The 25,908-nt window shown below is 73.5% G+C and carries 18 protein-coding genes and 1 pseudogene; 12 read left to right on the forward strand and 7 right to left on the reverse strand.

From position 1 onward, the window contains the following. Positions 1-16 precede the first annotated feature (16 nt). Positions 17-913 (forward strand): peptidoglycan-binding protein, encoded by an 897-nt coding sequence (locus HA039_RS33535; protein ID WP_208298506.1) that lies wholly within the window; start codon positions 17-19, stop codon positions 911-913. Positions 914-934: 21 nt separating this feature from the next. Here the strand turns inward: HA039_RS33535 and HA039_RS00300 are convergent, their stop codons facing one another. Further along, on the reverse strand, positions 935-1,750 hold the full coding sequence (locus HA039_RS00300; RefSeq protein ID WP_167022053.1) for a family 1 encapsulin nanocompartment shell protein: 816 nt from the start codon (positions 1,748-1,750) through the stop codon (positions 935-937). Next, positions 1,747-2,847: a Dyp-type peroxidase gene (locus tag HA039_RS00305; RefSeq protein WP_167022055.1), complete on the reverse strand. Its 1,101-nt coding sequence runs from the start codon at positions 2,845-2,847 to the stop codon at positions 1,747-1,749. The genes HA039_RS00300 and HA039_RS00305 overlap by 4 nt, the downstream gene beginning before the upstream one ends. Positions 2,848-3,105: 258 nt before the next feature. Here HA039_RS00305 and HA039_RS00310 point away from each other — a divergent pair, with 258 nt between their 5' ends. From HA039_RS00310 to HA039_RS00320, 3 genes are all read left to right on the forward strand, one after another. Beyond that, positions 3,106-4,656: a vWA domain-containing protein gene (locus tag HA039_RS00310; RefSeq protein WP_167022057.1), complete on the forward strand. Its 1,551-nt coding sequence runs from the start codon at positions 3,106-3,108 to the stop codon at positions 4,654-4,656. Positions 4,657-4,737: 81 nt separating this feature from the next. Continuing rightward, complete coding sequence (locus HA039_RS00315; protein ID WP_167022059.1) at positions 4,738-5,043, forward strand: antibiotic biosynthesis monooxygenase family protein; 306 nt, start codon at positions 4,738-4,740, stop codon at positions 5,041-5,043. 101 nt (positions 5,044-5,144) lie between these two features. Continuing rightward, positions 5,145-6,191: an alcohol dehydrogenase catalytic domain-containing protein gene (locus tag HA039_RS00320; RefSeq protein WP_167022061.1), complete on the forward strand. Its 1,047-nt coding sequence runs from the start codon at positions 5,145-5,147 to the stop codon at positions 6,189-6,191. Between the two features lie 201 nt (positions 6,192-6,392). On the opposite strand, the gene HA039_RS00325 is transcribed toward HA039_RS00320, so the two are convergent. Then, entirely contained in the window at positions 6,393-6,665 is a 273-nt protein-coding gene (locus HA039_RS00325; RefSeq protein WP_167022063.1) for a GlsB/YeaQ/YmgE family stress response membrane protein, read from the reverse strand. A 476-nt stretch (positions 6,666-7,141) separates the two neighbouring features. On the opposite strand from HA039_RS00325, the gene HA039_RS00330 reads away from it, so the two are divergent. The 5 genes from HA039_RS00330 (at position 7,142) to HA039_RS00350 (ending at position 16,788) form a co-directional block, all read left to right on the forward strand. Next, the gene (locus HA039_RS00330; protein WP_167022065.1) at positions 7,142-8,125 is read left to right on the forward strand and encodes a hypothetical protein; all 984 of its coding nucleotides are present in this window, start codon (positions 7,142-7,144) and stop codon (positions 8,123-8,125) included. A gap of 166 nt (positions 8,126-8,291) precedes the next feature. Further along, positions 8,292-9,260, forward strand: coding sequence for a sugar phosphate isomerase/epimerase family protein (locus HA039_RS00335; RefSeq protein ID WP_167022067.1), 969 nt, complete (start codon positions 8,292-8,294; stop codon positions 9,258-9,260). Between the two features lie 75 nt (positions 9,261-9,335). After that, a complete protein-coding gene (locus HA039_RS00340) occupies positions 9,336-12,635 on the forward strand; it encodes a PQQ-dependent sugar dehydrogenase (protein ID WP_243868955.1) in 3,300 nt (1,099 codons plus the stop codon). Positions 12,636-12,852: 217 nt separating this feature from the next. Further along, the gene (locus HA039_RS00345) at positions 12,853-14,013 is read left to right on the forward strand and encodes an ROK family transcriptional regulator (protein ID WP_167035868.1); all 1,161 of its coding nucleotides are present in this window, start codon (positions 12,853-12,855) and stop codon (positions 14,011-14,013) included. 201 nt (positions 14,014-14,214) lie between these two features. Further along, positions 14,215-16,788, forward strand: coding sequence for an ATP-dependent Clp protease ATP-binding subunit (locus tag HA039_RS00350; RefSeq protein ID WP_167022069.1), 2,574 nt, complete (start codon positions 14,215-14,217; stop codon positions 16,786-16,788). Between the two features lie 60 nt (positions 16,789-16,848). Here the strand turns inward: HA039_RS00350 and HA039_RS00355 are convergent, their stop codons facing one another. Further along, the gene (locus HA039_RS00355) at positions 16,849-17,685 is read right to left on the reverse strand and encodes an isocitrate lyase/PEP mutase family protein (RefSeq protein ID WP_167022071.1); all 837 of its coding nucleotides are present in this window, start codon (positions 17,683-17,685) and stop codon (positions 16,849-16,851) included. 195 nt (positions 17,686-17,880) lie between these two features. Here HA039_RS00355 and HA039_RS00360 point away from each other — a divergent pair, with 195 nt between their 5' ends. Next, positions 17,881-18,885 (forward strand): alpha/beta fold hydrolase, encoded by a 1,005-nt coding sequence (locus HA039_RS00360; protein ID WP_167022073.1) that lies wholly within the window; start codon positions 17,881-17,883, stop codon positions 18,883-18,885. Positions 18,886-18,919: 34 nt separating this feature from the next. Here the strand turns inward: HA039_RS00360 and HA039_RS00365 are convergent, their stop codons facing one another. After that, positions 18,920-19,264, reverse strand: a complete 345-nt coding sequence (locus HA039_RS00365) for a DoxX family protein (RefSeq protein WP_167022075.1) — start codon at positions 19,262-19,264, stop codon at positions 18,920-18,922. Between the two features lie 228 nt (positions 19,265-19,492). On the opposite strand from HA039_RS00365, the gene HA039_RS00370 reads away from it, so the two are divergent. Continuing rightward, positions 19,493-19,873 (forward strand): hypothetical protein, encoded by a 381-nt coding sequence (locus tag HA039_RS00370; protein WP_243868958.1) that lies wholly within the window; start codon positions 19,493-19,495, stop codon positions 19,871-19,873. A 24-nt stretch (positions 19,874-19,897) separates the two neighbouring features. On the opposite strand, the gene HA039_RS00375 is transcribed toward HA039_RS00370, so the two are convergent. Together HA039_RS00375 and HA039_RS00380 are read right to left on the reverse strand one after the other, a co-directional pair. Further along, positions 19,898-20,335, reverse strand: a complete 438-nt coding sequence (locus HA039_RS00375) for a TIGR03618 family F420-dependent PPOX class oxidoreductase (protein ID WP_167022077.1) — start codon at positions 20,333-20,335, stop codon at positions 19,898-19,900. A 125-nt stretch (positions 20,336-20,460) separates the two neighbouring features. Further along, positions 20,461-20,727 carry a hypothetical protein gene (locus HA039_RS00380; RefSeq protein WP_167022079.1) on the reverse strand — a complete coding sequence of 89 codons (267 nt, stop codon included), beginning with the start codon at positions 20,725-20,727 and terminating at the stop codon, positions 20,461-20,463. 499 nt (positions 20,728-21,226) lie between these two features. Here HA039_RS00380 and HA039_RS33695 point away from each other — a divergent pair. Beyond that, positions 21,227-25,831, forward strand: a pseudogene (locus HA039_RS33695) (Pls/PosA family non-ribosomal peptide synthetase); the annotation flags it as partial. Positions 25,832-25,908 lie beyond the last annotated feature (77 nt).

Here is a 25,908-nt window from a genome sequence, read left to right on the forward strand (position 1 = left end):
TACCCGAGGAGTCGCCATGGCCGACCTCTGGATGCCCGCCGCAGAGAGACACGACATCAGGGACCACGCGCCCACGGACGGCGGGCCGGCGAAGGCCGTCGCGCACATCACGTGGGACAGGAACGCCACGGAGGCGAAGCCGCAGGCGCTCGTTCCGTACGACCGGTTGAGGACGTACTTCACCGGCGCGGGCAAGGGTGTCGCCCCGCACGTGCTGTGGAATCCGTTCGACGGGAAGCTCTGCCAGTTCGTGCCCGCGACCTCACGTTCCAAGTCGCTCGCGGACGGCCCCGGCGGGACCCGCACCAACCGCGCGGGCTCCGTCGTCCTCCAGATCGAGGCGCTCTTCTTCCCGTGGTGCGTGGTGGACGGGAAGGCCTACGAGTCGCTCGACGACACCCCGTGCGAGGGCTGGGACGCCCTGCACGCCTGGGTGAGCTCCTGGGGTGTGCCGGACGTCTGGCCCCTGGGACGGCCGACCGACTTCCGCGCGCACCGTGACGAAGAGGTCTGGCGGTCCGCGGCCGGGTGGTACGCGCACGCCCAGGTCCCGGAGAACACTCATCAGGACCCGGGCAGTTGGCCGCGCTTCCCCCGGGCGGGCGGGGGCGGCGGAGGCGGCGCGCAGGGCGGGGCGGGCAGGACGTACGAACCGTTCCCCGGATCCGCGTGGTTCACCCTGGGGCGCAGGAGCCCGGTCGTGGCCCGGATGCACCGGCGGCTGGTGGCGGTCGGCTGCGACCGGTACCGCTCCTCGTCCGGGAAGGACACCCTCGGGTCGGGCGACGTCGCGTCGTACGAGGCGTGGCAGCGGAAGTACTCGGCGGATCACGGGAAGGGGTGGACGGGCTCCGCCCTCACCTGGCCCCCGGGGAAGGAGACCTGGGACGCCCTCAAGGTGCCCCGCGGCTGACGAAGCCCGCCCCTCCCCCGCTCAGGCGACGGCGGGCGGCTGCGCGCCGAGCGCGACCATCGCCTCGCTCGTGTGGACCAGGAAGGTGAACGTCTCCTGGAAGTAGAGCCGGATGCTGGTGTCGTCGTGCGACAGGTAGCCGATGGACACGTCCTGGCCGATGTGGAGCTCGAAGTCGCCGCCGCGGCTGGAGAGCAGGAACGCCCCGTCGATGGCGGGCGCCCAGATGATGTCGCCGTCCAGCAGCCGCGCCAGGTGTTCGTGGATCGGGTAGCCGTGGTCGGAGGTCTCGTTGACCGCCGTGTACGCGTCGGCGCTCAGGGCCAGGTGGTAGGCGCCGTCGACGCCCGCCAGCCGCAGCGCGGTGATGGCCTGGCTGACGGTGTTCGGGTAGGCGCGCACGTCCGCGGGGAGGGTCAGCGGCGGGTTCGAGGAGGCGGCGCGGATCCCGGTGATGCCGGCGGCCGGGTAGCCCTCGAACAGGGCGCGGTCCTCGGCGAAGGCGAGCTGCCGGGCGGCGTCCTTGACGGGCTGCCAGTCGGCGTCCTTGGCACCGCGCGCGACGTTGTCGACCTGGCGGCGGTCGACGGTGAACGGGACGCGCAGTTCCACGACGGGCTGGGAGCGGCGGGAGAGGGCGAGGACACCGGGGGCGGGCGGGTCGATGGGGTCCACGTGCCCGGTGGGGACGGCGGACAGTCCGAGGCCGCCGGGCTCGGGCATGTCGACGATGCGGCGGCCGGCGATGTGGCGCTTGAACGTACGGCGCGCCTCCTCCTCCAGGTCGGCCCAGGCGACGGCGGAGATGGGGGCGAGTTCGCGGTGCAGGTTGTTCACGGGGTGCTGCTCCTCTTCGTTGCCTTGGGATCGCCGATGCCGAGTGAGCCGTCGGAGGCCCGGACGGTGTCCGGGGATGGCGTGTCGTCCGTGACCGGGGTGCTGTCCTTGACCGGCGTGTCGCCGCCGCGCGGGCGGGCGACGCGGGCCCCGGCGGGGGCCGCGGGAAGCGGGGGATCGTCCAGGAAGTCGGCCGTGGGCGCGAAGAACAGCGTGCCGGTGACGGCCGTCGAGAAGTCGAGGATGCGGTCGTGGCTCGCCGGCGGGCGGCCGAGGAACATGTTCCGCAGCATCTCCTCGGTGACGCCCGGGGTGCGGGAGTAGCCGATGAAGTACGTGCCGAACTCGCCGCGCCCGGGGCTGCCGAACGGCATGTTGTCGCGCAGGATGTCCTGTTCCTCGCCGTCATCGTCGGTGACGGTGGTCAGCGCGACGTGCGACGCCTCCTCGTCCAGTTCGACGTTGCTCATCTTCCGGCGGCCGATGATCCTCTCCTGCTGCTCGACCGGGAGCGCGTTCCAGGCGTCGAGGTCGTGGAGGTACTTCTGCACGACGACGTAGCTGCCGCCGGCGAAGCCGGGGTCCTCGTCACCGACGAGGACGGCGGTCCGCGCCTCCGCGCCGGTGGGGTTCTCCGTACCGTCCACGAAGCCCAGCAGGTCCCGTACGTCCAGGTACTTGAAGCCCTGGACCTCGTCCTGGACGGTGACGTACCCCCGCAGCCGGTCCATGATCTCCGCGGCCAGGGCGAAGCACAGGTCGGTACGCGTGGCGCGGATGTGGAAGAGGAGGTCGCCCGGCGTGGCCACCGCGCGGTGGCGGGGGCCCGTCAGCTCCACGAAGGGGTGCAGCTCGGCGGGGCGGGGGCCGTCGAAGAGGCGGTCCCACACCTGGGAGCCGAAGGCCGTCACACAGGTCAGCACCCCGTCGGGGGCGCCGAAGCCGACCGCCCGGGTCAGGCCCGACAGGTCGGCGAGCAGGTCGCGGGTGACGGCCTCACCCCCGGGGTCGACGTCAAGGACCAGGAAGGTCGCGGCGGTGGTCAGGGGGCCGAGGACCGGCTGTGGCACGGCCTCCTGGGAAGGTTCGCCCGTCAATACGCTCTCCTCGTTCCGTGTCGTGTCTGCCGACGCGCGGGGGCCGCTGCCCGTGGCCGCACCCGGTGGTATGCCGCGACGTGATTGTTCCGGATCATCGGCGTTTGCCCGCGTGTGCGCGCCGTACGCGGGCCGACCGGGGCCGGTCCGGCGGCCGGCCGTTGCCGCATCGAGACGGATCCGCAACTCTTCCGACGGCTCGTCAGGGCGTCGTCGTACGTCACATTCACAAGTGTGCGACGACCCAGGGGGGATCACATGAGACTCAGTCCGGCAATCCGCCGATCAGCGGCGGCCGGGGCGATCGCGGGGGCCTTGCTGCTCACCGGTTGCTCTTCGGGGACGGAATCCACGGCCGACCGGGCCACGGGCGGCGGCCCGCGCGCGTGGGCCGGCGGATCGGGCGGCACCGGAGGGTCCGGCCGCCCGGCGACCGGGGTCGAGGAGGGGGCGGACGACGGCGAGCAGAAGTTCGCGGCGCCGGACTACCTGTCGACCTTCGCGCTGGACGTGGACACCGCCTCCTACGGATACGCGGTGCGGTCCCTGGACGAGGGACGGCGTCCCGAGCCGTCCACCGTGCGGCCCGAGGAGTTCGTCAACAGTTTCCGCCAGGAGTACGACCGCCCCGAGGGCAACGGTTTCTCGGTCACGCTGGACGGGGCCCGGGTGAGCCCGGAGGACGAACCGGAGGGGGCCGCCCCGTGGTCGCTCGTGCGGGTCGGTCTGGCCACCCGGCTCGCGGAGGACGAGGGGGAACGCCCGCCCGCCGCCCTGACGTTCGTGGTCGACGTCTCCGGGTCGATGGCCGAGCCCGGCCGTCTCGACCTGGTCAAGGACTCGCTCGCGCTGCTCACCGACGAGCTGCGGGACGACGACTCGATCGCACTGGTGACGTTCAGCGGCGAGGCGACGACCCGGCTGACCATGACGCGGGTCGGGGACAGCCGCGAGCGGATCCACCGCGCGGTGTCCGCCCTGGAGCCCTCGGACTCCACCAACCTGGAGGCGGGGGTCAGGACCGGGTACACCGAGGCGGTCGAGGGCCGCAGGAAGGGGGCCACCAACCGGGTGGTCCTGCTCTCCGACGCGTTGGCCAACACCGGTGAGACGCAGGCGGACGCGATCCTCGAACGTATCGCGACCGCGCGCGAGCGCCACGGCATCACGCTCTTCGGCGTGGGCGTCGGCAGCGAGTACGGCGACGCGCTGATGGAACGGCTCGCCGACCGGGGCGACGGCTCCACCACGTACATCTCGGACAAGGAGGAGGCCAGGAAGGTCTTCGTCGACCAACTGCCCGCGCAGGTCGAGCTGCGGGCCAGGGACGCGAAGGCGCAGGTGGCCTTCGACCGGCGGACGGTGGAGCGGTTCCGGCTGATCGGGTACGAGAACCGCGCGGTCGCGGACGAGGACTTCAGGAACGACCGGGTGGACGGCGGGGAGGTCGGTCCCGGCCATACGGTCACCGCGCTCTACGCCGTACAGCTGCGTCCCGGGGTGTCGGGGGAGATCGCGAAGGCCACCGTGCGCTGGCTCGACCCGGCGACGCGCGCGCCGCACGAGCGGTCGGGGTCCGTGCGGACTGACGCGGTGGACACGCCCCTGTGGAGCGGCGCGAAGCCGCGCCTCCAGGTCACGGCCGTCGCGGCCTACTTCGCCGAGGAGCTGCGCGGCGGTACGGTGCCGGGCGCGCCCGAGCTGGGCAGGCTGGCGGAGCGGGCCGGGGCGCTCGCGGAGTCGACCGAGGACCCGGCGGTCGGCCGGCTGGCCGAGGCGATCCGCCGGGCGGACCGGCTCAGGGACTGACCGGCTCCGGGACTGACCGGCTCCAGGACTGACCGGGAAGGCCTCGGCGCCGTGGCCGGAGGTGGCGGGTAATCTGCGGACATGATCACCGAAATCGTCATCATCCAGGTCAAGGACGGTCACGCCGAGGCCTTCGCGGCCGCCTACCGGGAGGCGCGTGAGCTGCTCGTCACCACGCGCGGCTGCCTCAGCGCGAAGATGCTGTGGGGGGTCGAGTCGCCGTCGCGGTTCATCGGGGTGAACGAGTGGGAGTCCAAGGAGGCGCACCTCGAGAACTTCCGGGGTGACACGGAGCGGTACGCGCGGTACCGGGGCATCCTCATGGAGCACATCTCGGAGGCGGAGCCCCTGGTCGTCGAGCACTACGTCGACGTCATGGACGGCTGAGGCGTCCGTTCCGTACGGTCCCACTCCGGGAGGCCGGGCCGCACGGTCCGGCCCGTTTCCGCGCGGATCGTTCCCGCGCGGGTCGAAGGGGAGGGTGTGGCGTGCGCGCTGTGGTGTTCGAGGAGTTCGGGCGTCTGCCGGTCGTACGGGACGTGGCGGACCCGGTGCCGCCACCGTCGGGGGCGGTGGTCCGGGTCGGGGCGACCGGGCTGTGCCGCAGCGACTGGCACGGGTGGCGGGGGCACGACGACGGGATCTCCCTGCCGCACGTGCCGGGGCACGAACTGGCGGGCCGCGTCGTCGCGTTGGATTCCGCGGTCGCGAACTGGAAGGTCGGCGACCGGGTCACGGTGCCCTTCGTCTGCGCCTGCGGGCGATGTCCCGCGTGCGCGGCCGGGGACCAGCAGGTCTGCGAGCGCCAGGAGCAGCCCGGGTTCACGCACTGGGGGTCGTTCGCCGAGTACGTGCCCGTGCACGGGGCGGACGTCAATCTGGTCGCGCTGCCCGAGGAGATGTCGTACGTCACGGCGGCGAGTCTGGGCTGCCGCTTCGCCACCGCCTACCGGGCCGTCGTCACGCGCGGGCGGGCGCGGCCCGGGGAGTGGGTGGCCGTGCACGGCTGCGGCGGGGTGGGGCTGTCGGCGGTCATGATCGCGGTGGCGGCCGGGGCACGGGTGGTGGCGGTCGACGTGTCGGCCGAGGCGCTGCGGCTGGCGGAGGGGTTCGGCGCGGAGGCGGCGGTGGACGCCTCGGGCGGTGCCGGGGCCACGGCGGCGGCGGTCCGGGAGGTGACGGGCGGCGGGGCGCAGGTGTCGCTCGACGCGCTGGGCGCGGAGGCCACGTGCCGCGCGTCCGTGGAGTGTCTGCGGCGGCGCGGCCGGCATGTGCAGGTGGGGCTGGTCCCGGCGGGCGGCTTCGCCGTGCCGATGGGCCGGGTCGTCGCGCTGGAACTGGACCTTCTGGGCAGTCACGGGATGGCCGCGCACGCGTACCCGGTGATGATGGAGCAGGTGAGGTCCGGCCGGCTGCGCCCGGACCTGCTGGTCCGTGAGGTCATCGGGCTGGACGCGGCCCCGGCGGCGCTCGCCGCGATGGGCGAGGGGTCCGGGGCGGGGATGACGGTGATCGTTCCGCGGCGGGAGGACTGAGGCCGGTCCTGGACAGCCCGGCTCCGCCGGGCGTGTCGGGGCGCGGGGAGGGCGGGGTTCGCGGCGTGTCGGGTGCGGACGCAGCCGCGCCGCGGCCCGCTCCTCCTGAGGGGAGGAGCGACCGCGGCGTCATCGGCTCCGCGCTCCGGCTGCGGCTCGTCCGCCTCGGGGGACGGATCGTGCGCGGTGCCGGGTGGGCGGTCAGGCGTGGGCGCGGCTACGGCCCGTGACGGCGCGGTAGATCAGCAGCACGATGATGGAGCCGGCGATCGCGGCGATCCAGGTCGACAGGTCGAAGAACCCGTCGATGGAGTCGACGCCGAAGATCACCTTGCCGAGCCAGCCGCCGAGGAGACCGCCGACCACACCGACCAGCATGGTGACGATGAGGCCGCCCGGGTCCTTGCCGGGCACCAGGGCCTTGGCGATGAGGCCGGCGAGCAGTCCGATGATGATCCAGGCGATGATGCCCATGGTGTACAGCCTTCCCTCGGAAATCCGTGAACGAGCCGCGCTCGTCCGTTGCTTACGGCCTGCCGTGTGACCCTGCGCGGCGCGCGCAAACGTCGGAAGCGAAGATTCCTTCCGCACGGGGTGGCCGACCGTGATGCGCGGGGCGCTTTCCGGACAGGCTTTTGACGGATCATGAGAAAGTTCCAGCGATTCGTTCCGAACCTCTGGACAGCCCCCTGGGGGCCCCTTAGTGTCTCGGCCCACCAGGCAAGTGTTTCGTCCCCGTAACGCCGACGCGCCTCCACGCTCACTCACGTACCGGACAGCACCGCACTCACCACGCCTCCCTCCCACGGTCGGACGACTCTCCCGCACCGAGGCTCCGCGCCACCCGCACACGCACCCCGCACCCACCCCTGTCACCGGACTGCCCGCAGGCCACCGGAGGCCGCCGGACGTCCCGGACGGGGGCACCCGGCCGCGCGACCGTCGCGGCCGTGACCGCAGCAGAAAAGGGAAGCGACATGAAGATCCGCATCTTTGTTGCCACCGCCTCGCTCGCCGCCTCCGCGGGCCTCGTGGGACTCGCCGGATCCGCCTCGGCGGCGCTCTACACCACCTGTGTCGGCGACGGCGGCGCCGTGACGGTCGGCGGGGACCTGGTCGTACCCGCCGGGCAGTCGTGCACGCTGACCGGCACCAAGGTCAAGGGCAGCGTGACGGTCGAGGCGGGAGCCGACCTCGTGGCGTCCGGCGCGACCTTCAACCAGGGTGTGACGGTCCGTCAGAACGCCTACCTGGACCTGACCGACACGGCGGTCAAGGGCTCCGTGACCACGCAGTCGGCCTTCGGCGCGCACTTCCAGAACAGCAGTGTCAAGACGGGGGTGACCGCCGACAAGGGGTTCGTGTACGCCGTCGACGCGACGCTCGGCGGCACAGTCAGATCCTCGGCGGGCGAGCTGTATGTGTCGGGGAGCACCCTGTCCGGCGCGCTGACCGGGGAGGGGAACCTGTACACCGACGTCTACGACAGCACGGTCAAGGGCGCCCTGACCGTCGGCGGGAACACGCTCGGCGGGGTCCTGTGCGCCAGCGAGGTCGAGGGCAACACCACGTACCGGAACAACGCCGACACCCTCCAGCTCGGGGGCGAGGGGACGCTCGGCTCCTGCGCCGGGGCCACCTACCTGGGCGGGAGCCTGACGGTCACCGACAACTCGGCGTCGACCGTGCTGGACAACACCATCGTCCGGGGCGGCCTCACCGCCACCGGCAACAGCCCGGTGCTGGGGCTCGGGCCGCTGGCCAGGGTCCGGGGCGCGGTCACCGGCGAGACCGCGGCCGCCGCCGCCCCGTCCGCCGCCGCGGCCCGCAAGGCGGCGCCGCAGGACCGCGGGAACGCCCTCGCCGAGAAGGTCGAGCAGCGGGTCGCCGACGCCCGGGCGGACGCGAGCGCGGCGGGCGACTCCGGCCTGTAGCCCGTACGGCGCGGGCACGCCGGGCCGCGTGCCGCACCGTCCCGCCGTCGATCAACGCGCCTCGCCCCGCCACACCCCGCCCCGCCATCGGGGCAGTCCGGAGCAGCCCCGCGCCGCGCACCGGCGCACCCCCCGACCTTCCCGGCCGCAAACCTCAGGAGTGACCGTGGGCCACATCAGCAAGTCCTTCGACCGCAGAGCCTTCCTGCGCGCCACCGCAGGCACCACCGTGGCGCTCGCCGCCGCCACCGTCACCGGCGTGGGGGCGACCTCCGCCGCCGCGGCGAGCGGCCTGTCCATCCCCAAGGACCGCATCGCCATCCAGCTCTACAGCATCCGCGACAAGGTCTCCTCGCTCGGCTTCGCCGTCGTGCTGGCGGAGCTGGCCCGTATCGGCTACAAGGAGATCGAGTTCGCCGGGTACACCCAGAACACCTCCATCCTGGGCCGGCAGATCACCCTCCAGGAGATCCGCCGCCTGCTGGACGACAACGGGCTGCGGGCGGTGGGCAGTCACGTCGGCATCGGTAACCTGCGCACCAACCTCCAGGCGGAGCTGGACGCGGCGCAGATCCTCGGCATGCCGCACGTGGGGACCGCCAACGCGCCCTCGAACAGCAACACCGTCGCCGGCTATCTCGCGGCGGCCGAGGAGTTCAACACCTGGGGCGCGGCGGCCACGGCGCGCGGCCTCAAGCTCTACCAGCACAACCACGCCGGGGAGTTCGCGTTCGCGACGGACCAGCCGTCGGTCCGGCTGTACGACGTCTTCCTCAGGAACACCGACCCGCGGCACGTGTACCTGGAGCTGGACGTCTACTGGGCGTTCGTCGGGCAGCACCGCTGGCCCGGCTTCGAGCCGGCGGCGTACGTGCGGGACCAGCCGTACCGCTACCCGCTGTTCCACCTCAAGGACGGCGACGCCAACCCGTCGAAGGCGGACGGGTACGACATCGTCGAATTCGGCGCGGGAGACCTGCCGTACGAGAAGTTCGTCCGGGACATCGGGCCGCGGGCGAGCCATGTCGGGATCTGGGAGCAGGACACGGCCCCCAACACCCTGCCGAATCCGCCCGGTTCGCTCGCCGCGGCCGAGCGCAGCTTCGGGGCGATCAAGCAACTCCTCAACCGCTAGGCCGTCTCCACCGGCCCAGGACGTGTCCCGGCACATCCGCGAAACCGCCCAGCGACCCTAGGAGACGCAACCGCCGTGCACCGTAACCTGAGACGCCTGATAGCAGGGGTCCTCCTCACCGCGCTGCCCGCACTGGGCGCGGTGGGCCTGGCCCCCGCCGCGCAGGCGCACCCCGGCCACGAACACGCCCTGGACTGGGCGAACTACGAGAAGGTGACACTGACCAAGGACACCGGCGAGCCGATCGACCTCGCCGTGCTGCCCGACAGCAGGGTCCTGCACACCGCCCGCAACGGGGATCTGCGGCTGACCGACCCGGGCAGCGGTGTGACGAAGGTCGTCAATCACATCGACGTGTACCAGAACTCGGAGATGGGTCTCCAGACGGTGACCCTGGACCCGGACTTCGCCACCAACAAGTGGGTCTACCTCTACTACTCGCCCCCGCTCGACACGCCGACGGGTTCGGCGCCGGAACGGCTGCCGGCCGGGCAGGACGACTCGTACTGGGACCGGTGGAAGGGGTACGACAGCCTCGTCCGCTACAAGTGGACCGGGGACAAGCTGGATCCCGCGTCCGCCCAGGAGATCATCCGCGTCGGGCACAACCGCGGCCAGTGCTGCCATGTCGCCGGGGACGTGGACTTCGACGCCGACGGCAACCTCTACCTGGCGACCGGCGGCAACACCCCGGCGTCCGGCCCGAACGTCAGCGGCTACACGCCGATCAACGACGCGGCCACCTACAACCCGGGCCTCGACGAGCGGCGCGGCGCGGGCAACACCAACGACCTGCGGGGCAAGATCCTCCGTATCTCCGTCCAGGAGGACGGGAGTTACACGATCCCGGACGGGAACCTGTTCCCCGTGGGGACCGCGAAGACCCGTCCCGAGATCTTCGTGATGGGGCTGCGCAACCCCTACCGGATGACGGTCGACAAGGCGACGGGCGCCGTGATGTGGGGCGACTACGGGCCCGACGCGGGGACCGCCAGCGCGGATCGCGGGCCGATGGGTTACGTCGAGTGGCAGACCACCACCAAGGCGATGAACAGCGGCTGGCCGTTCTGCACGGGTGACAACACGCGCCCGTACCGGGACTTCGACTTCGCCACGCTGACCCCGGGGCCGGCCTTCGACTGCGCGGCGCCGGTGAACGACTCCCGGTGGAACACCGGTCTGGCCCAGCTGCCGCCCGCCGTCCCCGCCACCCTCTGGTACGGAGACCGGGACACCGACCAGCCGTGGCCGGAGCTGACCGCCTTCCGGGGCCCCGGTGGTCCCGGCGGCCAGGCGCCGATGGCGGGTCCCGTCTACCACTACGACGCCGACAACCCCTCCCCCGGCAAGTTCCCCGCGTACTGGGACGGCAAGGCGTTCTTCGGCGAGTTCTCCCAGGACTACGTGGCCGCCCTGACCGTCGGCGGGCCCGACGGGCCGGTGACCAAGCTGGAGAACGTCCTGCCGAACAGCGAGCGCGCGGCGAACGGCATCCCGCCGTGGGACAACCCGATGGACATGGAGTTCGGTCCCGACGGGGCGCTGTACGTGCTCGACTACGGCGACGGATTCTTCCGGCAGAACCCCGACGCGGGTCTGTACCGGATCGACTACGCCGAGGGCAACAAGGCCCCGACCGCCGTGATCAAGGCGTCCCCCTCGTCGGGCCAGGCCCCGCTGACGGTCGCCTTCGACGCGGGTTCGTCCACCGACCCGGAGGGCGGCGCGCTCACCTACCAGTGGGACCTGGACGGTGATGGCACCTTCGACGCCACCGGGCCGCGGGCCACCCGGACGTACCCCGCGAACGGACAGTTCCAGGCCCGGCTGAAGGTCACCGACCCGCAGGGCAAGTCGGGGCTGTCCAGCCGTCAGATCACCGTCGGCAACACGGCGCCGACGGTGAAGATCACCTCGCCGCCCGACGGCGGCTTCTTCACCTGGGGCGACGCCGTGCCGTACGGCGTCGACATCAACGACCCGGAGGACGGCACCGCGATCGACTGCGCGAAGGTCGCCTGGACCTTCGGTCTCGGGCACAACCAGCACGGTCACCCCGTCAACAGCGGGACGGGCTGCGCGGGCGCGGTCGTGACCCCGGCCGACGCCGGGCACGGTGACACCGAGAACGTGTTCGGCGTCCTCGGGATCGCGTACACGGACAAGGGCGCGGGCGGTGTCCCGGCCGCGACGGGTGACGCGCAGGTCGTCCTCAACCCGGCGCTCATGCAGGGCGAGCACTACGACGCCTCGCAGGGGATCACGGTCACCGACGACACCACCGCGTCGGGACAGCGCAAGGTGACGTCCTTCGACGCCGGGGACTGGATCGCGTACGACCCCGTCTCGTTCGCCGGCATCACCGGCGTGCAGACCCGCGCGTCCGGCGCGGGGACGCTGTCCCTGCGGTGGAACGCGGCGGACGCGGCGCCCTTCGCCACCGTGTCCGTGCCGGCCGGTGACGGCTGGCGGACCGTGACCACCTCCCTCGCGGGCGCCCCCTCGGGCACCGGGCGGCTGTACGTCACCTCGACCGGCGGGGTGGAGGTGGACTCGCTGACCTTCCAGGGCGCGGGCGTTGCCGACAAGACACCGCCGAGGGCGACCGCCACGCTCAACCCGGCCCAGCCCACCGGGAGCAACGGGTGGTACACCGGCAACGTCACCCTGAACGTCGCCGCCACCGGCAACGGGACGGTCAGCAGCCGGCAGTACTCGGTCAACGGGGGGACGACCTGGCTGGCGGCCAACGCGGCCGTCACCCTGTCCACCGAGGGCATCACGTCGATCCGCTACCGGGCGACCGACAGCGGCGGGAACGTCTCGGAGGTCGGCAGTCTCACCGTACGGATCGACCGCACCGGCCCCTCGGTGACGGTCACCGGCCTCGACGCGGACGGCACGTACGGCGACTCCACCCGGCCCGCCCCGGTGATCGCCGTCACCGACCCGGTGTCCGGCGGGGCCACCGCCACCACCACGCTCGACGGGTCGGCCGTCACCTCGGGGCAGCCCCTGGCGCTCTGGCGGCTGCCGCTCGGCGGGCACGACCTGACGGTCACCGCCAAGGACGCGGCGGGCAACACCACCGTACGGACCGTGCGTTTCACGACCCGCACGTCCTTCGGCGACCTGGGCACCCTGATCCCGCGGCTGCGGGCCGAGGGGCTCGTCACGGCGCAGGGCGAGCAGCGGCTCACGGTCCGGCTCGACCAGGCCCGCGCCCACGCGCAGGCCGGGCGCACCTCCCAGGCCGCGGCGGTCCTGGACGCGTTCGCGGTGTCCGCGCGTGACACGTCCCTCGTGTCCGACGCGGCGGCGCGGGCCGCGCTGGCCCGGGACGCGCTCGCGGTAAAGGGGGGCCTGGGCGACTGACGCGCCGGGTGCCGCCCCGCCGGGCAGGGCGGCTCGCGTGAAGGGCAGGGACCGGTCCACGCCGGCCCCTGCCCTTCACGGCGCTCTCCGTCCGGCTCCGGGCCCGGCCGGTGTCCGTCCCGCTCCGTCGCCGGCTGTTCCGTCCCGCTCCGTCCCCGAGGTGTTCCGCCCTAAGGTGTCCCGAGGAGGGGAGCCCGTGAACATTCCGTACCGCGTCATGAGTTTGCTGCGCGACAACGGGCCGCTGTCCCGTGCCCAACTGGCGGACCGGGTCGAGGTTCCGCGCCCGCGGCTCCTCGCGGAGCTCGACCGCATGGTCGCCGCGGGCCGGGTCCTGGAGGCCGGTCCGGCCGCCTCGCGCGGCGGCCGCCGCTCCACGCTCGTGCGCCTGGCGCCGGGGCTGCGGTTCGCGGCGGTCGACCTCGGCGCCAGTTCGATCGACATCGAGATCACCGACGGCGGCCTGGACCCGGTGGCGTCCTGCTCCGAGGTGGCCGACATCCGCTCGGGTCCCGTCGCGGTGCTGGACCGGGTCAGCGAACTCCTCGGCGGGATGCGCGAGCGGGGCCACTACACGCGGCTCGACGCGATCGGCATCGGCCTGCCGGGGCCTGTCAGCTTCCGGGAGGGGGTTCCCGTCTCGCCGCCGATCATGGCGGGCTGGAACCGCTACCCCGTACGGGACACCCTCGCCCGTGCCCATGACTGCCCGGTGGTCGTGGACAACGACGTGAACGTGATGGCGCTGGGCGAGCAGCACAGCGGGGTGGCCAGGACCGTCGAGCACCTGCTCTTCGTCAAGATCGGCAGCGGCATCGGCTCGGGGGTCCAGCACCACGGCCACATCTACCGCGGCGCGGCGGGGGCCGCCGGGGACATCGGGCACATCCAGGTCGAGTCGGACGGTCCCGTCTGTTCGTGCGGCAACTTCGGCTGCCTGGAGGCGTACTTCGGCGGGACGGCGCTCGCCAGGGACGCCACCGCGGCCGCCCGGGACGGCCGTTCGCCGGCCCTCGCCGACCGGCTCGCCGAGCGGGGCGCGCTGACCGCCGTCGACGTCGGTGAGTGCGCGGCGGGCGGGGACAGCACGTGTGTCACCCTCATCCGCGACGGCGGCCACCGGGTGGGGCAGGTCCTGGCCACCCTGGTCAGCTTCATGAACCCGTCCATGATCGTCATCGGCGGCGGGCTGTCGGGGCTCGGCTACGTCCTGCTGTCCGAGATCCGCAGTGTGGTGTACAAACGCTCGCTGCCCCTCGCCACCGGCAACCTGCCGATCGTGATGTCGGAGCTGGGGCCGCGGGCGGGGGTCGTCGGCGCGGCGCTGCTGGCCAGCGAGCTGGCGTACGGCGGAGGGGTCTGGCCGCACCCGAGCTGACCGCGCTCCCCCGGTACGACCCCGGTCCCCCGGGCCCGTACGGCGCCGTCCCGCAGCGGTGCTTCCCGCTGTCTGCGACTACGATGAAAGTCGCAGATGCGACAGACACGCGCGTACAGGTACGTACAGGTACAGGGGCGTACAGGCGGCCCCCACGGCGCAGCTGGTCGCGGTGGAGCCGTGACAGCGGATCGGACGCACATGAGCAGTGGATTCATGGGTCCGGAGGGCTACGGCCCCGACCCGTTCAGTGACTTCCTCTCCCGCATCCTCGGTTACGGTGCGAACAACGGCGGCCAGGGACGGCCGCCACCCCGGCAGGCGGACATCGCCCGGCTGATGAGCGAACCGGCCAGGGAACTGGTCGCGGCGGCGGCCAGCTACGCGGCGGAGCACGGCAGCCCGGAACTGGGCACGGAACACCTGCTGCACGCGGCGCTCACGGCCGAGCCGACCCGCGCCCTGCTGGAGCAGGCCGGCGCGGACCCGGACGCCCTGGCCGCGGAGATCGACCGGAGTGTGGGCTCGGGCCCGCAGCAGAAGTCCGTGTCCGTCACCCCGGCGGTGAAACGGGCCCTGCTCGGCGCCCACGAACTGGCGCGGGCGACCGGCTCCTCGTACATCGGTCCCGAGCACGTCCTCGGCGCGCTCGCGGCCAATCCCGACTCGGCGGCGGGGCGGATCCTGAACGTGGTCCGCTTCACGCCGCCCGCCGCCCAGCACGGCGGCGTCGGCCCGCAGCCTCCCGGCATGGAGCAGGGCACGGGGCAGCAGCACGGCACGCCGACCCTCGACAAGTACAGCCGCGACCTGACCGACCTCGCCCGGACGGGCCGGATCGACCCGGTCATCGGCCGCGAGGAGCAGATCGAGCAGACCATCGAGGTGCTCTCCCGGCGCGGCAAGAACAACCCCGTCCTCATCGGTGACGCCGGGGTCGGCAAGACGGCCATCGTGGAGGGACTCGCGCAGCGGATCGGCGACGGGGACGTGCCGGGCACGCTGCACGACCGGCGGGTCGTCGCCCTGGACCTGTCGGGCGTGGTCGCCGGCACCCGTTTCCGGGGCGACTTCGAGGAGCGGCTCGGCGCCATCATCGACGAGATCCGCTCCCACTCCGACGAGCTGATCGTCTTCATCGACGAGCTGCACACCGTGGTCGGCGCGGGAGGCGGCGGTTCCGAGGGGTCGGGCAGCGACGCGAGCCAGATGCTCAAGCCGGCGCTCGCCCGGGGCGAGCTGCACGTCATCGGCGCCACCACCCTGGAGGAGTACCGCCGTTACATCGAGAAGGACGCCGCGCTCGCCCGGCGCTTCCAGGCGATCCTGGTGCCCGAGCCCACCGCGCCGGACGCGGTGGAGATCCTGCGGGGGCTCCAGGACCGGTACGAGGCCCACCACCAGGTCCGCTACACGAACGAGGCACTGCTCGCGGCCGTCGAGCTCTCCGACCGGTACATCACCGACCGCTTCCTGCCCGACAAGGCCATCGACCTGATCGACCAGGCCGGTGCCCGGGTGCGGCTGCGTTCGCGGACGAAGGCCACCGACGTACGGGACCTGGAGCGCGAGGCGGAGCAGCTGACCAGGGACAAGGACCAGGCGGTGGCCTCGGAGCAGTACGAGCGGGCCACCGAGCTGCGGGACCGGATCAACGAACTGGTCGACCGGATCGGGGCGGAGGACGGCCGGAGCGAGGGCGACGGCCACATCGTGGAGGTGTCGGCGGAGGACATCGCCGAGGTGGTGTCCCGGCAGACGGGCATCCCGGTCAGCAGTCTGACCGAGGAGGAGAAGACGCGGCTCCTCGGCATCGAGGAACACCTGCACACCCGGGTGGTGGGGCAGGACGCGGCGGTCTCGGCGGTGTCGGACGCGATCCTGCGCTCCCGGGCGGGCCTGGCCGACCCCAACCGCCCGATCGGGAGCTTCCTCTTCCTCGGACCGACCGGCGTGGGCAAGACCGAACTGGCGAGGGCGCTGGCGGAGGCTCTGTTCGGCAGCGAGGACCGCATGGTGCGCGTCGACATGAGCGAGTACCAGGAGCGGCACACGGTCAGCCGGCTCGTCGGGGCCCCGCCGGGATACGTGGGGCACGAGGACGCCGGGCAGCTCACCGAGGCCGTACGGCGGCACCCGTACTCGCTGCTCCTGCTCGACGAGGTGGAGAAGGCGCACCCCGATGTCTTCAACCTGCTGCTCCAGGTGTTCGACGAGGGGCATCTGACGGACTCCCAGGGCCGCCGGGTCGACTTCAAGAACACGGTGGTCGTCATGACGAGCAACCTGGGCTCGGACGCCCTCAGCGGCGGCCGCGGCTCGCTCGGCTTCGCCTCCCCGGACGCCTCCGACGACGGGCAGCCGGGTGGCGCGGGCGGTTCGCGGACCCGGTCGGCGGCGGAGGAACGCGCGCTCGGCGCGCTGCGTGAGCACTTCCGGCCGGAGTTCCTCAACCGCCTGGACGAGGTGATCATCTTCCGCCGCCTCACCGACCAGCAGCTCAGGGAGGTGACGGGACTGCTCCTGGAGGCCACCCGCCGCCGGCTGCGCGCGCAGGACATCACGATCGAGTTCGCGCCGGAGGCCGTCGACTGGATCACGCGGCGGGGCCATCAGCCGGAGTACGGCGCGCGTCCGCTGCGCCGCACGATCCAGCGCGAGGTCGACAACGCCCTGTCCCGGCTGCTGCTGGACGGCGCGCTCGCCTCCGGGGCGCATGTGCGGGTGACCGTGGAGGACGAGCACCTGGCGTTCCGCACGACGGCCATGGCCTGACGCAGTGGTGTGCGGGGGCGGACTGCTCGTGTGCGGGGGCGGGCCGCTGGGCCGGGAGGCTCAGTCGGACCGCCGCATGAGGGCGTTCAGCTCCCCGTACTCCAGGCCCCCGGCGAGACCGCTGTAGGTGCCGGTGGTCAGCAGCTCCTCGGTGGCACGGCGGACCACCGCGTAGGCGGACAGGGCGACCGAGGAGCCGAGGCTGATCCTGGCGGCACCGCGCCGCGCGAGGTCGGCGACGGAGGGTGCGCCGGAACCCACCAGGATGTTGACGGGGGCGTCGATCCCGTCCGTGAGGGCGGCGACCTCGGCCAGGTCGGTGATGCCGGGCACGAAGATCCCGTCGGCGCCGGCCGCCAGGTACGTACGCGCGCGCTCCAGTGTCTCCTTGAGGCGTACGGACGGGTCGAGCGCGCCCGACAGGTAGGTGTCCGTGCGGGCGTTGATGAACAGGGGTACGCCGGTGGCGTCGGCGGCCTCGCGTGCGGCGGCGATGCGCCCGGCCTGTTCGGCGGCCGGGCGGAGCGGGAACGCCGGGTCCGTGTGGGCGTCCTCGATGTTGACGCCGACGGCGCCGGCGGCGATCACCCGGGCGACGGTCTCGCCCACCTCGGCGGCGGTGGCGCCGAAGCCCGACTCGATGTCGGCGCTCACGGGCACGTCCACGGCGGCGGCGATCCGGGCGACCAGGTCGACGGCCCGCTCGCGGTCGATCGCGTTGCCGTCGGCCGCGCCGAGGCTCCAGGCGACCCCGGCGCTGGTCGTGGCGACCGCCGGTGATCCGGCGGCCTCGATCAGGCGGGCGCTCGCCACGTCCCAGGCGTTCGCGAGGACCAGGGGGGCGGAGGGGCGGTGGAGGGTACGGAAGGCGCGGGCGCGGGTGTGCTGTGTGGTCATGACGACCATGGGACCATCCGGTCCCGGTGCGGGGCTGGCAGGTTTGCGACAAGGACGTCCGGCGCCGGGACTCTTTGCCGAACCGGCAAGTTTTCTGCACCGGGCCGCGCTCGTGGCAGATGCTCGTGCTCACAGGCGGCCGACCGCCGCCGACGACCGCCGGCACGTACCGGCATCACCCACGAGGAGAGCGTCATGGCGCAGCCCACCCCCGTACCTTCCCCGGTGCCCGGTCCCCGGCACCGCCTGGTCGAGGTCCCCGGCGGCCGGATCCACCTGGTGGAGCAGGGCACGGGCCCGCTGGTGCTGCTGCTCCACGGCTTCCCCGAGTCGTGGCGTGCGTGGAGCCACCAGCTCCCGGTCCTCGCCGCCGCGGGTCACCACGCGGTCGCCGTCGACCTGCGGGGGTACGGGCGGTCCTCGAAGCCCGCGGACGTCGCGTCGTACCGGATGCTGTGCCATGTGGCCGACAACGTCGCGGTCGTGCGGGCGCTGGGCGAGGAGACCGCGACCGTCGTGGGCCACGACTGGGGCTCCACGATCGCCGCGGCCTCCGCGCTCCTGCGGCCCGACGTGTTCACGGCCGTGGGCATGCTCGGTGTCCCCTACGCGCCGCCCGGGGGTCCCCGGCCGACGGACGCCTTCGCGGCGATCGGCGGGGACGAGGAGTTCTACGTCGGCTACTTCCAGGAGCCCGGGCGGGCCGAGGCGGAGATCGAGCCGGACGTGCGCGGCTGGCTGGCGGGCTTCTACGCCAGTCTGTCCGCCGACACGATGGCGCCCGCGGGGGCCGACAGCCCGTTCTTCGTGCCGGCCGGCCGGCGGATGTCCGACCGCTTCGTCGAGGGCGTCCTGCCCGCGTGGCTCACGGAGGCCGAACTCGACGAGTACGCCGGTGAGTTCGAACGTACGGGACTGACCGGCGCCCTCAACCGCTACCGGAACGCCGACCGGGACTGGGAGGATCTCGCCGCCTGGAACGGCGCGCCGATCACGCAGCGTTCGCTGTTCGTCGGGGCGGAGCGGGACGCGTCCACGACGTGGCTGAGCGCCGCCATCGACGCCTTCCCCGCCACGCTGCCGGGACTGACCGCCTCGCACATCCTGAAGGACTGCGGGCACTGGATCCCGCGCGAACGGGCCGCCGAGGTCAACGGGATCCTGCTCGACTGGCTGACGCCGCCCTCCCCGCGTCCCTGAGCGGCGCCGCCCGCGCCGGGCTCCCGGTCAGCAGTCAGCGAGCCAGGCTCAGGGCCAGGGTGGCGAGGGCCAGCACCAGGAACGGGTACTGGAACCCGAACGAGTAGTCCCGTACGCGCAGATGGGTCGCGACGGCGCACAGGTAGAACACCACGAGTCCGGCCGCCGCGGCCGTGCCGAGCGGCGGGATCCGGAAGGCCGCGAGGAGTCCGAGGGCGGCGGCCGCCTTGGGGACCCCGAGCGCCGGCATCCAGGAGCGGGGCACACCGGCCGCGTCCATGCCGACGGCGACCTTCTCGTAGCGGACGAAGTCGCAGACGGCGGAGAACACGTTGGCGCAGACGGTGACGAGGGCGAGCAGCACGAAGGCGAGGTCCATGGGAAGGCTTCCTGGGGCGCGAGGGGAATGTGCGGTCCCGTCCCGAGAGCCGTACCGGCGCGGAAGTGTGACAGTGCGGGTGACAGCCCGGAGGTGTGACAGCGCGGACCGGCGGCGCGCGGGGCGCCGAGGACTCGAACGAGTGCTTTTCGCGATGACCGCTTTGCCCGGACATGCTTCGGTGACATTCTCGTTCCGCAATCGCCCCCTCTCCGACATGGAGGAAATATGCGGAATCTGCGTGATCTGCGGGATGTTGTCGCTCGGCACGCGGTACGGCGCGTGGCCACGACGGTGGCGGGCGCGGTGCTCGTGGGGATGGCCGTGGCGGCTCCCGCGAGTGCGAGGCCCGCGGAGGTCGACGGCAGGTGCGGCACCTACATCTGTGTGTACACGGCGCACCACAACAGGTTCGTGCAGGACATCACGGTGGAGACCAGGGACGGCCTGAGCGGCCAGCTCCGGTCCTACTGGGGTGAGTTCCGCAGCGGCCGGGTCAACGCCTCGCGGTACCGGTGGGCGGTGGGACGCGAGCAGAGCGCGCCGCTCGTGTGCGGGGCGCTGGTGCGCAGCGGCCGTCAGATCGAGGAGGTCTGCGTCACGATCTGACGGCCGTACGGCACGGACCCCGCGTCAGTTGCTGTACACCCGGCGCGGGGTGATGAGGACGGCGGTACGTCCCTGCTCGGCCATCACGCGGTCGTACTCGTCCCAGTCCTCGTGGTCGCCGCCGGCCGCCACGAACACCTCGCGCCGCAGGAGCCTCAGCCGCTCGGTGTCCAGCCACGGTTGGGGGTCCTCGGGGCCGGCGAGCTGGGCCTCGCCCTCGACCGTCGCCCACTGCCCGCCCTTGCGGAAGGTCGCCGTCACCTGCGGTCTGGCCCGGAGGTTGCCCAGCTTCACCTTGCCGTAGGTGACGAAGGCGAGGACCCGCTCACCGGTCGAAGGGTGGTCGAGGGCACCGGCGTTGACCAGGGAGGACTGGATCGTGAGGTCCGCGCGCAGCGTCGAGATCACCGCGAGGCCGTTCTCCTCCCGGGCCAGGGCGGTCGCTTCTTCGAGGGTCGTCATCGGCTCTCCAGGGTGTCGGGGCGGACGGGGCCTGTTCCGTGTGGTCAACACAATGATCGGGCGGGCGATTCCTCGCGCCGGGGAGCGTGGCGACGCAGTGGGCGGGGGGCCTGGCGGCGGCCCGGTTACGGCGTGTCGCCCTGCCAGTCCCAGCGGTCCGGGTCCGCGGGGCGGGGTCCGTAGAGCGCGTGGCCTCCCGCTCCGTACGAGCCGATCTCCGTCGTCAGCGACGCGCCGTCGCGCAGGCGGTCGGCGGGCCAGCCGGTGACGTCCAGGAGGAGTCCGTCGAGCGGGCCGGCGACCAGTTCCCGGTAGACGTGGCCGGGCCGGGGGCCCGGGTCCGGGTCGTCGTGGTCGGCGCCGTACACCCTGCGCCGCATCAGTTCGTCCATGCCCGCAAGCATTCCAGGCACCACTGACAACGGCCCCTGACGGCCTCGCGGCTGTGAGTCCAGCCACAGGACGGGGTGCGCGGGGCGGGGGTGGCGCCCGGGCGTGTCGCGCCGCGCGGGGCGGTGCGCCGAGCGGGTCCCACCTGGGGTGATGACGATCATCGCGGTCGCGGGCGGCCCCGGCCCGGTGACGGCCCGGTAGGCGCCTGCCCCGGCCCACGCCGCCGTGACCAACGGGCGGATGCGGTTAACGCTCGGTAAACTCCCTGTTCGGCGTAGGGAGCGCCGATCGGATCGGCTGCCGGCAGGGCGGTCCGGCCAAGGATCGGCACACGTCGGGCGGCGGTCGTGAACGGGCCGCCCGGACGGTTCGCCCTCGCGTGGGCCCTCCCCGCGAGCGGGTGTTCGGGATCCGGCTCAGTGTGGAGCCGTAACGGCGGAGCGAGTGGTCCGGCCGGTGTCACCGAACGCCTGACCCCCCTGACCCCGGAGAATGTGCATGACTGTAGTAGCGGACGAGTCCCAGACCCTGATCGGGTCGCTGTCGGCCGGTGTCCTGGACACGCCGGTGAGGTCCGGCGTCTTCCCCGGGCGCCCGGCCCCGGACGGCCGCACCCTGATCGACATCCTCGGCGAGACGGCGCGGCGCTTCCCGAACGCGCCCGCCGTCGACGACGGGACCGGGGCTCTGAGCTATCGCGCGCTGCTCACCGAGGTGGACACCCTGCGGCTGCGGCTGAAGGCCGGGGGCGTCGGCGTCGGTGACCGGGTCGGCGTCCGCGTCCCGTCGGGCACCGCCGATCTGTACGTCGCGATCCTGGGCGTCCTGGCGGCCGGCGCGGCGTACGTGCCGGTGGACGCGGAGGACCCGGACGAGCGGGCGGAGCTGGTCTTCTCCGAGGCGGGGGTCTGCGCGGTGCTGGGCGCCGGGCTGGACCTGGTGCCGCGGGGCGCCCCCGGGGGCGTGGGGGGCCGGCCGGGGCCCGAGGACGACGCGTGGATCATCTTCACGTCCGGCTCCACGGGGCGGCCCAAGGGCGTCGCCGTCACGCACCGCAACGCGGCGGCGTTCGTGGACGCGGAGGCCGGGCTGTTCCTGGCCGAGGAGCCGATGGGGCCCGGCGACCGGGTGCTCGCCGGGCTGTCGGTCGCCTTCGACGCGTCGTGCGAGGAGATGTGGCTGGCGTGGCGCAGCGGCGCCTGCCTGGTGCCCGCGCCCCGCTCGCTCGTACGGACCGGTCTCGATCTCGGCCCCTGGCTGGTCGAGCAGGAGATCACCGTGGTGTCGACCGTCCCGACGCTCGCGGCGCTGTGGCCGGTCGAGGCGCTGGACGACGTACGGCTGCTGATCTTCGGCGGCGAGGCGTGCCCGCCGGAGCTGGCGGAGCGGATGGCCGTCGAGGGCCGCGAGGTGTGGAACACGTACGGGCCGACCGAGGCGACGGTCGTCGCGTGCGCGGCGCGGCTGACGGGTGAGGGGCCGGTACGGATCGGGCTTCCGCTCGACGGCTGGGAGCTGGCGGTCGTGGACGCCCGGGGCGAGGTGGTGCCGATGGGCGCCGTCGGCGAGCTGGTGATCGGCGGGGTGGGGCTGGCGCGGTACCTGGACCACGAGAAGGACGCGGAGAAGTACGCGGCGCTGCCGTCGCTCGGCTGGTCGCGCGCGTACCGCAGCGGCGATCTGGTGCGGGCGGAGGAGGAGGGACTGCTGTTCGTCGGGCGCGCGGACGAGCAGGTCAAGCTGGGCGGGCGGCGCATCGAACTGGGCGAGGTCGACGCGGCGCTCCAGGCGCTGCCGGGGGTGGCGGGGGCGGCGGCGGCGATCCGCACGACGCCCGCGGGGCACCAGATGCTGGTGGGGTACGTGGTGACGGCGACGCCGTCGCCGGGGAGCGGGGCCCCCGAGGACTCTGCTCCCGACGCGTCGGCGGTGTCCGCTGCGGCGGAGGGTCCGAGCGCGGCTCACGATGCCCCGGACGGGCCGGGGGCGTCCGCCGGCGTGGGGACAGCGCCGCTCTCCGGCAGCGAGGCGGACTCGGCTGCGGGCACCGACCACGCGGGGGCGGCCCCTGGCCGGGCGCGCACCGCGCGGTCGGACGGCGCGACGGACGGGGCCTCCGGGGCCGAGACCGCACCGGGTGCCGGGCCGGCACCCCGCAACGGCAACACCGGCTCGGGGGCGCCGGGCACCGGCACCGACCCGGTCGGGGCGCGCACCGCGCCGCCCGTCGGCGGAAGCGACGGGAACGACACGTCGGACGGCCTCCGTGCCGGTGACGCGGACACCCCGCCGGGAGCCGGGGCGGCGACCCGCGACGGCAACACCGGCTCGCCCGCGCCGGGCAGCACCAACCAGGCGGGGGCCGCGCCCGGCGGGGCGCGCACCGCGTGGTCGGGCGAGGCGTCGGACGGCGGCCTGGCCGTGGACGCCGACACCATGTCCGGTGCCGGGCGGGCTGCCCGCGGCGGCTCGGGGGCGTCCGCCGGTGGCGGCGGCGAGGGGGACCGTTCGGCGTTCTCGGACGGGGCGTCGGGCTCTTCGGGCGGTGGGGCCGGGCAGGACGGCGTGTCCGTCGGCTTTGACGTGGACGACGCGTTGCGGCGGCTTCGGGCCGCGTTGCCTGCGGCCATGGTGCCGCTGCTCGCCGTCGTGGAGACGCTGCCCACCCGTACCTCCGGCAAGGTCGACCGTGCCGCGCTGCCGTGGCCGCTCCCCGGGGTCGGCGCGCGCGCCGCCGGGGAGGCGGGCGACCTCACCCCCACCGAGGCCTGGCTGGCCGGGTTGTGGGGCGAGGTGCTGGGCACCCCGGCCACCGGGCCCGACAGTGACTTCTTCGCCGCCGGTGGCGGCAGCCTCGCCGCCGCGCAGCTCGTCTCGCGGATCCGGGCCCGCCACCCCTCCGGGTCGGTCAGCGACATCTACCAGAACCCCCGGCTCGGCGCCCTCGCCCGCACCCTGGACGAGTCCCGCGCCGAGACGTCGGCGCCGCGCACGATCGAACCGGTCCCCCGGCGCACCGGCCTCGCGCAGATCCTGTTGATGCTGCCGCTGCTGACGGTCGCCGGCCTCCGGTGGGGCGTCGCCGTCGCGGCGGCCAACAACGTGCTGGCGCACTTCGGTGCGTACTCCTGGGCCCCGGCCGTCTCCTGGTGGTGGGTCCTGGCCGGCTGGCTGCTCTGCGTGAGCCCGCCGGGCCGGATCGCGATCGCCGCCGGTGGCGCGCGGCTGCTGCTGCGCGGACTCAGGCCCGGTACCTACGCCCGCGGGGGCGCCGTGCACCTGCGGCTGTGGACCGCGGAGCGGCTGGCGGAGCTGAGCGGCGCGACCGGCCTCTCCGGGAGCTGGCTCACCCACTACGCGCGGGCGCTCGGCGCGCAGGTCGGCCCGGACGTCGACCTGCACACCCTGCCGCCGGTGACCGGGATGCTCAAGCTCGGCCGGGGCAGCGCCGTCGAACCGGAGGTCGACCTGTCGGGTCACTGGCTGGACGGCGACCTGCTGCACCTCGGCAGGATCCGGGTCGGGGCGGGCGCCACGGTCGGCGCGCGCAGCACCCTGTTCCCCGGCGCCAGGATCGGCAAGCGCGCCGAGATCGACGCGGGGTCCGCGGTGACGGGCGCGGTGCCCGACGGGCGCCGCTGGGCCGGGGTGCCCGCCGCCAGGGCCGGGAAGGCCTCGGGCAAACCGCCGCGGCGCTGGCCCGAGGAGCGGCCGGCCCGCACCCGCCGCTGGACCGCCGTGTACGCGGTCACCTCGCTCGTACTGAGCCTGCTGCCGTCGCTCGCGCTGCTGCCCGGCCTGCTGGTCCTCGCGGTCTTCGTGCGCGGCTCGCACGACGCGGGCACCGCGCTCACGCACGCGCTCGCCGCCGTACCGCTCGCGACCCTCGCGTCCCTGCTCTGCTACGCGCTCTTCGTGGTGGTCGGCGTACGGGCGCTCGGTCTCGGCCTGCGCGAGGGCTGCCACCCCGTGCACGGCCGGATCGCCTGGCAGGCGTGGGCCACCGAGCGGCTGATGGACATGGCGCGGGTGCACCTCTTCCCCCTGTACGCGAGCCTGTTCACCCCGGTGTGGCTGCGCGCGCTCGGGATGAGGGTCGGGCGCGGGGTGGAGGCGTCGACCGTCCTGGCGCTCCCGTCGATGACCACGGTCGGCGACGGCGCGTTCCTCGCCGACGACACGATGGTCGCCCCGTACGAGCTGGGCGGCGGCTGGCTGCGGATCGCCGGGGCCCGGATCGGCAAGCGGGCGTTCCTCGGCAACTCGGGGATGGCGTCCGGTGGCCACTCGGTGCCCAAGCGGGGCCTGGTGGGCGTGTTGTCGACGGCGCCGAAGGGGGCCAAGGCGGGCAGTTCCTGGCTGGGGATGCCGCCGATGAAGCTGCCCAGGGCGGTGGAGACGGACGACCTGAGCCGTACGTACAGCCCGCCGAACCGGCTGCGCTGGGCGCGCGCGGCGGTCGAGCTGTGCCGGATCGTGCCCGTGATGTGCACGGTGGCACTGGCCGTGCTGGTCCTCGCGGCCTTCGAGGCCGTCGCCGTGCGCTGGGGCTTCGGCGCCGCCGTGGCGTCCGGCGGGGTCCTGCTGCTGGCCGGCGGGCTGGTCGCGTGCGCGGTGGCGTGTGCGGCGAAGTGGCTGCTGGTGGGGCGGTTCCGGGCGGTCGAGCACCCGCTGTGGAGTTCGTTCGTGTGGCGCAACGAGCTGGCGGACACCTTTGTCGAGGTGCTCGCCGTGCCGTGGCTGGCGGGCTCTGTGGGCGGCACGCCCCTGATGAACGTGTGGCTGAGGAGTCTCGGCGCGCGGATCGGCCGGGGTGTGTGGTCGGAGACGTACTGGCTGCCCGAGGCCGATCTGGTACGGATCGGCGACGGCGCGAGCGTGAACCGGGGCTGTGTGGTGCAGACCCACCTCTTCCACGACCGGATCATGCGCATGGACGAGGTGGTCCTCGGCCAGGGCGCGACGCTGGGCCCGCACGGGATCGTCCTCCCCGGCGCGACGATCGGTGCCCGCACGACGGTCGGACCGGCGTCGTTGGTGATGCGGGGCGAGACCCTGCCCGACGACTCCCGCTGGTTCGGCAATCCGATCGCGTCGTGGCGGGAGGAGACGGTGAACGTACGCTCTTCGGGGAAGACGCGGAAGACGGCGCCCGGCGGTTCGAAGGCCGTGAAGCGCCT

This window comes from Streptomyces liangshanensis (assembly GCF_011694815.1).
GTDB lineage: Bacteria > Actinomycetota > Actinomycetes > Streptomycetales > Streptomycetaceae > Streptomyces > Streptomyces liangshanensis.